The sequence below is a fragment of the Paenibacillus glufosinatiresistens genome, from assembly GCF_031470375.1.
Classification (GTDB): domain Bacteria; phylum Bacillota; class Bacilli; order Paenibacillales; family Paenibacillaceae; genus Paenibacillus_AQ; species Paenibacillus_AQ glufosinatiresistens.
The window spans coordinates 338,429-346,123 of record NZ_JAVFHT010000003.1 but is presented as its reverse complement, the minus strand read 5'-3'; the positions used below and the strand labels follow the sequence as shown (position 1 = coordinate 346,123).

The 7,695-nt window shown below is 60.4% G+C and carries 6 protein-coding genes; all 6 read right to left on the bottom strand.

Translation table 11 applies throughout. From position 1 onward, the window contains the following. Positions 1-97: 97 nt before the first annotated feature. The 6 genes from cysI to RBI05_RS06530 all read right to left on the bottom strand — a co-directional run bounded on the left by cysI (position 98) and on the right by RBI05_RS06530 (position 7,687). A complete protein-coding gene (cysI, locus tag RBI05_RS06555; RefSeq protein ID WP_310550493.1) occupies positions 98-1,819 on the bottom strand; it encodes an assimilatory sulfite reductase (NADPH) hemoprotein subunit in 1,722 nt (573 codons plus the stop codon). Between the two features lie 34 nt (positions 1,820-1,853). Continuing rightward, complete coding sequence (locus RBI05_RS06550) at positions 1,854-3,710, bottom strand: assimilatory sulfite reductase (NADPH) flavoprotein subunit (RefSeq protein ID WP_310550492.1); 1,857 nt, start codon at positions 3,708-3,710, stop codon at positions 1,854-1,856. A gap of 278 nt (positions 3,711-3,988) precedes the next feature. Continuing rightward, positions 3,989-4,222 (bottom strand): LSm family protein, encoded by a 234-nt coding sequence (locus tag RBI05_RS06545; RefSeq protein WP_150458626.1) that lies wholly within the window; start codon positions 4,220-4,222, stop codon positions 3,989-3,991. Between the two features lie 138 nt (positions 4,223-4,360). Beyond that, positions 4,361-5,650, bottom strand: a complete 1,290-nt coding sequence (locus RBI05_RS06540) for an Nramp family divalent metal transporter (protein WP_310550491.1) — start codon at positions 5,648-5,650, stop codon at positions 4,361-4,363. 208 nt (positions 5,651-5,858) lie between these two features. Then, complete coding sequence (locus RBI05_RS06535; RefSeq protein WP_310550490.1) at positions 5,859-6,566, bottom strand: ABC transporter ATP-binding protein; 708 nt, start codon at positions 6,564-6,566, stop codon at positions 5,859-5,861. Next, positions 6,563-7,687 (bottom strand): ABC transporter permease, encoded by a 1,125-nt coding sequence (locus RBI05_RS06530; RefSeq protein ID WP_310550489.1) that lies wholly within the window; start codon positions 7,685-7,687, stop codon positions 6,563-6,565. Before RBI05_RS06530 ends, RBI05_RS06535 begins: the two co-directional genes overlap by 4 nt. Positions 7,688-7,695 lie beyond the last annotated feature (8 nt).

The following is a 7,695-nucleotide window of genomic DNA, read 5'->3' as shown; positions in this document are numbered from 1 at the left end:
GCTCCTTGTTTTTGAAATAGGCGCTTATTTTGGTGCTGGGGTATTCCCATATTTAGCTTTTGGGACAGCCTGTTTTTCTTGCTTGACTTTATCTGTGTCAGGCGTGAAATTCGCGTCCGTCCCGAACCGCTTCTACATACCCGGCCCGAATGACGAAATCGCCAAAATGCTCTCCTGCCAAGCGTTCCTTGGCGTAGCGCCCGAACATGGGTTCCAAGGTGCCGAGAATGTCGCTCTCAGTAATGTTCTCTTGGTACAGCTTAGCCAGCCGGTCGCCGGTAAATCCGCCGCCCAGGTACATATTGTACCGCCCCGGAGCCTTCCCGATGAACGCCAACTCCGCCAGCGCAGGACGGGCGCAGCCGTTCGGGCAGCCGGTCATGCGGATGACGATATCCTCGTCACGCAGCCCGTTCTGCTCCAGCATCGGTTCAAGCTTGTCGAGAAGGGACGGGAGGTAGCGCTCCGATTCCGCCATCGCAAGGCCGCAGGTCGGAAGCGCTACGCAGGCCATCGAATTGCGGCGGAGTGCGGAATAGTGAACGCCGTCGGTCAGGGCATACTGCGCGATCAGCGCTTCAATCTTCTTCTTCTTCTGGGGCGTGACGCCGCCGATAATGAGGTTCTGGTTGGCGGTCAACCGGAAGTCCCCGGTATGGATTTTGGCAATCTCGCGCAGTCCCGTCATGAGGGGGTAGCCCTCCTCATCCTGGATGCGTCCGTTCTGGATGAACAGGGTGTAATGCCATTTGCCGTCCGAGCCTTTGACCCAGCCGTAGCGGTCGCCGTTGTGAAGAAAAGTGAACGGCCGGGCCTCGGCCAGCTCCCAGCCCAGACGGCTGTGCAGTTCGCCGCGGAGCCAGTCCAGACCGCGGTCGTCGATCGTATACTTGAACCGCGCGTGCTTGCGCACCGCCCGGTCTCCGTAGTCGCGCTGGATGGTAACGGTCTTCTCGGCCACTTCGATCAGCTGGTCGGGCGTGCAGAAGCCGATCAGCTTGGCTACCTGGGGATACGTCTTGGTGTCGCCGTGGGTCATGCCCATTCCCCCGCCTACCGCGACATTGAAGCCCTGTAGAACGCCGTTCTCCACAATGGCGATAAATCCGAGATCCTGGGAGAAGACGTCGACGTCGTTGGACGGCGGAACGGCGATGCCGATCTTGAATTTGCGCGGAAGATAGACCGGTCCGTAGATCGGCTCCACCTCGCCGGCATCGCGGGAATCGACGACCTTCTTCTCGTCCAGCCAGATTTCGTGGTAAGCGCGCGTGCGGGGATCGAGGTGATCGCTCACGCGGCGGGCCAACTCATAGACTTCGCTGTGAATGTCGGATTGATAAGGGTTCGGATTGCACATCACATTCCGGTTGACGTCGCCGCAAGCCGCCAGGGTGCTCAATAGCGCTTCGTTGACTTCCCGGATCGTGTTCTTGAGGTTCCACTTGATTACGCCGTGCAGCTGGAACGACTGGCGGGTGGTCAGCCGGATCGTGCCGTTGCCGTATTTGTGGGAGATCCGGTCCATCATCAGCCACTGGTTCGGCGTAACGACGCCTCCCGCAGCCCGGACGCGCAGCATAAATTGGTAGGCCGGCTCAAGCTTGGATTTGGCGCGCTCGGCCCGCAGATCGCGGTCATCCTGCATATAGCTGCCGTGGTGCTTCATCAGGCGGTTGTCGTCCTCGGGAATCGAGCCGGTTATGGGATCGGCCAGCGTCTCTTCCAGGCTTCCCCGCAAATAATCGCTGCGCCGCTTAATGTCCTCCACATCGCTGTGGGGACGGTCCTGGGGCGGATAAAGTTCATTCAGTACCATGTTTCCATTCTCCTCTCGCAGTGCCGGGGAAGTCCTAGTAGACATCCCGCTGGTAACGTTTCTGCTGAACAAGCTCTGTCAGATAGTCCTCCGCCGCTTCAGCCGCAAGGCCGCCGTGTTCCCGGAGAATCTGTACGAGCGCGGCGTGAACGTCATGCGCCATCCGCTTCTCATCTCCGCATACATAGACGGCCGCGCCTTCCTTCAGCCATTGGTACAGCTCGGCGCTCTTCTCCAGCATCCGGTGCTGCACATAGACCTTGCGGTCGGTATCCCGGGAGAAGGCCACATCCATCCGGGTCAGCACGCCGTCCTTCAGCCAGCGCTGCCACTCGGTCTGGTACAGGAAATCGGTGGAGAAATGCTGATCGCCGTAGAACAGCCAGCTCTTCCCGGATACGCCGGTCTCCTCGCGCTCGGCGAGGAACGACCGGAACGGCGCTACGCCGGTTCCCGGTCCGATCAGAATGATCGGCGTCTGCGGGTCCTCGGGCAGTTTGAAGTTCGAGTTCGATTGGATGAAGACCGGCAGCTTGTCCCCGGGCCGGACGCGTTCCGCAAGCCCGACGGAGCAGACGCCGTACCGGCTCCGGCCCCGCCCTTCATAACGAACGGCACGGACGGTGATATGCACTTCGCCTTCATGCGCTGTCGGGCTGCTCGAGATCGAATACAGCCGGGGCGGGATGCGGCGCAGCAGGCCGGTCAGTTCCGGAGCGCTCAGGCCGCGGAGACCGTAGTCGCGGACCAGGTCGAGCAGATCGCTGCCGGCGAGATAGCTGCGCAGCTCCTCTTCCCGTCCGGATTCCAGCAGTCCGCCGATTCCGCTAGCCGGCGCAGTCGCCGCAATGCTGGCAAGCAGCGGCTTGGTAAGCACCGTAATCTCATAATACCGGGTGAGCGCGTCGCGCAGCGGAAGCGGAGTGCCGGACTTCCCGGCGGTCACGCGCTCTTCCGCATCCCAGCCCATGGCCTCTATCAGCTCGGCCACAAGCTCCGGATGGTTCTCGGGGTAGACGCCGAGGCTGTCTCCCGGCTCATAGGTCAGCCCGGAGCCTTCCAGCGACAACTCAATATGCCGGGTCTCCCGGTCGGAGCCACGGCCGTTCAGGTTCAAATTCTCCAACACTTCCGCATAGAACGGATTGCTGCGGGAGTACTGCGGTTCGCCGCCCGCGTCGATCGGAGCCGTCACCGGAATTCCGGCAGCGGCGGAAGCCGAGCCGCTCTCCGCCGACAGCGCTCCGATCACGCTGTTCATCCAGCCGGCCGCCGGTTCGTCGAAGTCGACGTCGCAGTCGACCCGCGGCACGAGCCGCTCGCCGCCCAGCTCTTCCAGACGCTTGTCGAAGTCCTTTCCGGTCTGGCAGAAGTACTCGTAAGAGGTATCGCCAAGCGCCAGCACCGAGTAGCGGAGACCGTTCAGTCCCGGCGCCCGTTTGCTGTGGAGGAACTCATGGAAGGCCAGCGCATTGTCCGGCGGCTCGCCTTCGCCATGCGTGCTGACCAGCACCAGGAGGTTCTCCACCTTCTTAAGATTATTCGGCTTGAAATCGCTCATGGCCGAGAGCGTGACGGCAAATCCGCCTTCCTCCAGCTTCTTCGCCAGCTTCTTGGCCAGCCCCCGGCAGTTGTCCGTCTGCGATCCGAACAGGACGGTCACCTCGCGGGAGACCGCCGGAGCCGGCGCCGCAGCCGGAGCCGCCGAGCCGGAAGCCTCCGTCCCGGTTCCGGCTGCCGGAGAGCCGGAGACGGCAAGGCTTTCTCCCGGTGCGGCGGTTAAATATCCGCTGAGCCAGATGCGCTGGTACGCGTTCAGCGTCGGCAACAGACGCGTCAGAAGCTCGGTCTGTTCTTGATTAAAAGGACTGTTGGTTACTTGAAGTTCCACAATTTCCACCCCGCAAATTTGGCCCTGGTCCAAATCCTAGTATTTTAGTCCAGATTAATGTTTTCTGTATTGAAGCTAACACAGGTTCCGGGAACGGTCAATTCGCTTGAATTTATGGAAGCTATCAATTCCCTTTATACCTTCTCCGTATCCGGGCCGCCCGCCTGTCTCTGCCGGGTGCTGGTTCGTTCTGCTGTGTCCCTCTTCCGCATGCAAAAAGCCCGCCCATCCGGGCGGGCGGGGTGCTTCCTGCGCGCGTGCAGGCACGGCTGTCGGCGTCAGATCAGCGCAATGGCAAGCAGGGTGAACAGACTTAGCGTGATAAGCGGATTATAGGCGTACCCGTAGCCGTACGGGGTGAACGCCGACGTCGAGGCGCTTTTCTGATCCGGACGGAGATACACGTTCTGTTGGTCGACATTCACGATCACGCCTTGATACTGCTGGCCGTCATGGGTCAGAATCTTGACGCGCCGGTTCTTCAATTGCATGCAGTTATAATATGCATCCATCATTGAGCATCATTCCTCCCTTATGCCGTCATGCTATGCGGGGCGGGGAGAAGCGGAAACGGCAAATGACCCAAGCCCGGTATCCGCTCCCGCGGAGGGAGGAACCGGCTTGGGCCATTTTGCAGGAAGAGACCAGGATCAGACGAACGTCTTCACCAATAAGAACAGGTTAAGCGCGACGACAAGGGCCGCAATCATCCAGCCAAGCACCGTAGTGCCCCTGCGGTTGACGAGACCGCCCATCACCGACTTGCTGCTCGTGAACATAATAAGCGGGATCAAGGCAAAGGCAATGCCGAACGAGAGAATGACCTGGCTGATAATCAGCGCCCGGGTCGGATCGACCCCGCACAGAATGATGGCCAGCGGCGGAATCGTAGTAATCGCGCGGCGCAGATACACATTGATCTTCTTGTTGATGAAGCCTTGCATGACGACATCGCCGGCCATCGTGCCGACCGAGGCGCTGGAGAGTCCGGCAATCAGAAGGCCAAGACCGAAGGCTCCTGCGGTAACCGGACCGATCAGGCGGCCGAATTCGTGATAGGCCACTTCCAGATCCTCGACGGCCAGACCGCTCTTGTGGAACAGCGACGCGGAGACGATGACCATCGCCATATTCACGGCTCCCGCAATCAGCATCGCGATAATGATATCAATAAATTCAAGCTTGAAGATGCGTTTCTTCTCTTCATCGTTCTTGCCGACGATGCGGTTCTGGGTCAGCGAGGAATGAAGATAAATGGCATGGGGCATTACGGTTGCCCCCAGAATGCCGGCGGCCAGCAGAACGCTGTCCACGCCGTCAAAGCGAGGAGTAACGAGGCCATGCGCGACGGCGGCCATATCCGGCTTCGCCATGAACACCTGGAAGGCAAAAGCGAGGACGACCACCAGAATCATGGCGGCGATGCCGGCCTCAAGCCAGCGGTAGCCGCGGCGCTGAAGCCCAAGGATGGCAAAGGAGCCGACGGCCGTAATCAGCGCGGCGGGCAGCATAGGAATATCGAAGAGCAGATAGAGTCCAAGCGCCGCTCCCAGAAACTCCGCCAGATCGGTAGCCATAATGACCAGCTCGCTCTGGACCCAGAGGAACCAGGAGGCTTTCTTCGGGAATCGGTCATGCGCGACTTCGGGCAGATTGCGTCCGGTGGCAATGCCGAGCTTGGCGGACAACGTCTGAATAAGCACCGCCATCAGATTCGATCCGAAGATGACCCACAGCAGCATATACCCATAGGTGGAGCCTGCGGTAATATTGGTTGCAAAATTGCCGGGGTCCAGATAAGCCACAGCGGCGATGAAGGCCGGCCCGAGGAACGGAATCAGCCGCTGCAGACCCTTCCCCCCTCCCTGAAAGACCGATTCGGCGGTCCGGGAATGCGCGTCCTTGCTTCGGGCTGCGCTAACAGTGTATGTTGGTTCCATCTTTCTTTCCTCCCCGCCTAAATATTAGTCCAAGTCATAAATGTTTGCTCAATGCAACTTTTGATTACGTTCATTATAGACTTTCATACCCGTTTTGTAAACCATTCCCCCGCCTAAATTCAGATTTCATGCAAAAAAGACGGCAGTCCGGGTTCTCCCCGGACTGCCGCCGATCATTCTCTTGCTGCGCCGGCTCAATTCGCCGGCTCTATTTCTTCCCGCCTCCTGCCGCTTCCGCTCTTGGCCGCAGCCGTCCGCCCTCCAGCACCAGTACCCGGTCGCACCATTCCAGCATCCGCTCGTCGTGGGTTACCATTACCGCCGCCTTGCCTTCCTCCTTCACCTCGTCCGCCAGCATCCGGACGACTTCGATTCCCCGGTCGTAGTCAAGGCTTGCCGTCGGTTCATCCGCCAGAAGGAGCGCCGGATCGTTCATCCAGGCGCGGGCGATTGCCGCCCGCTGGCGTTCTCCGCCGGAGAGCTGCTCGGGATAATGGCGGCGCCGGTCCCACAGACCGAGCCGCTTCAGCAGGCGCTCTGCCTTGCGCTTGCCTTCGCCTGCCGGAAGACCGCCGAGCCGGGCGGCCAGATGAAGCTGCTCTTCCACCTTGAGATAAGGGAGCAGGTGGGCGCTCTGGAACATGAAGCCGATCTGGCGGAGCCGGAGATCGGCGAGCTCGCGTTTGCTTTTGCCCGACAACAGCTCGCCGCCGATGGAGATTTCGCCGCCGGTCGGGGTCAGAAGCGCCCCGGCCAGAGACAGGAACGTGCTCTTGCCGGAGCCCGAAGGGCCGAGAACCGCGACGAATTCGCCTTCGAGGACCTCGAGATTGAGGTTCTGCAGCACCGTCAGCGTACGGTCACCGTCCCCGTAAGTCTGGGTTACGCCGCTCATCTTCAATTGAGTCTTATTCATGCCGCCGCCCTCCCGATTGCGTCCAGCGCATCAATTCGGGCCACGCGCAGCACGGATACGAGCGATCCCGCTGCGGCTACACCCAGGAAGAGCGTTCCGGTGAGCAGCATCGTGTCCGGCTCCAGCCGAAACGGCATCGCTTCGGGCAGCATCCCCTTCACCAGCAGGGTGAGCGCGGTGCCGGCGCCGATACTGACCACGGACAGCGTCAGCACCTGCGACAGCACGCTCCAGCCGAGATAGCCCGTCCGGGTGCCCATTGCTTTCAGGATGCCGAATTGGCCGGTCTTCTGAATCGTGATGACATAGAAGAAGACGGCCAGCACGAACGCGGAAATGACGAACAGGAAGACAATCATCATCAGCAGGGAATTCTGCTCGGCCGCATAGCCGGGCACCGCCCGGATCGCTTCGTTCTTCGTCAGCAGCTCCAGCCCCTGGGCCTTGGCCGCGCGAGCCAGCTCATCGTTCTGACCGGCCCCGGCCGTCAGCGCAATGGCGTTGTAAGGCGCCGACGTCAGCTTCTTCCCGGCCCCGCTCGTCGCCTGTTTGTATTTCAGCCAGTCGGCCGAATTCAGAAAGACGACCGGAGTATGGCTGTAGGAGTAGTCCCGGACAAAGCCGGCGATGGTCCAGCTCAGCCCGGAGACCGGGTCTTCCAGCTTTCCGCCGATTCGGGCGCCGGACTCCTTCAACTTGAGATCAGCCACAACTTCGCCTGACCCGGCTTCGGAGACCGCGTGCCCTTCCGCAATTTCGGGAGCCAGCGAACGCTTCATGTCGATTCCGAACAAGGTCACATCCAGCTTGCCTCCGCTTCCGCCCGCAAGTAAGGTGGCGGTCTGAACGCCGAGCCAGTCGGCATTCTCTTCCCCGGCCGCTGCCCGGACCGCACTCAGCTGGTCCCCGTCCAGCATGGAGCTGCGGAACTTCCGCTCCGCATCTTCCTGAACGGCAAACACGGGGGACTTCATATGATCCAGAGCCGAAATATTGGCATAAGCCAGCCCTTTGGCAAGTCCGGTTACGAACAGCACCAGAAAAGAAATCAGCAGCATGATGGCTGCGATCAGTGCGTACCGGGACTTGGCATGGCGCATTTCCCGCAAAGCCAGAAACATCTAGTTCT

What these genes read in the sequence shown, in the direction of transcription:
- RBI05_RS06535 (WP_310550490.1), bottom strand. Translation starts at nt 6,566, where the DNA reads ATGAATAAGACTCAATTGAAGATGAGCGGCGTAACCCAGACTTACGGG.
- RBI05_RS06540 (WP_310550491.1), bottom strand. Translation starts at nt 5,650, where the DNA reads ATGGAACCAACATACACTGTTAGCGCAGCCCGAAGCAAGGACGCGCAT.
- cysI (WP_310550493.1), bottom strand. Translation starts at nt 1,819, where the DNA reads ATGGTACTGAATGAACTTTATCCGCCCCAGGACCGTCCCCACAGCGAT.
- RBI05_RS06545 (WP_150458626.1), bottom strand. Translation starts at nt 4,222, where the DNA reads ATGGATGCATATTATAACTGCATGCAATTGAAGAACCGGCGCGTCAAG.
- RBI05_RS06530 (WP_310550489.1), bottom strand. Translation starts at nt 7,687, where the DNA reads ATGTTTCTGGCTTTGCGGGAAATGCGCCATGCCAAGTCCCGGTACGCA.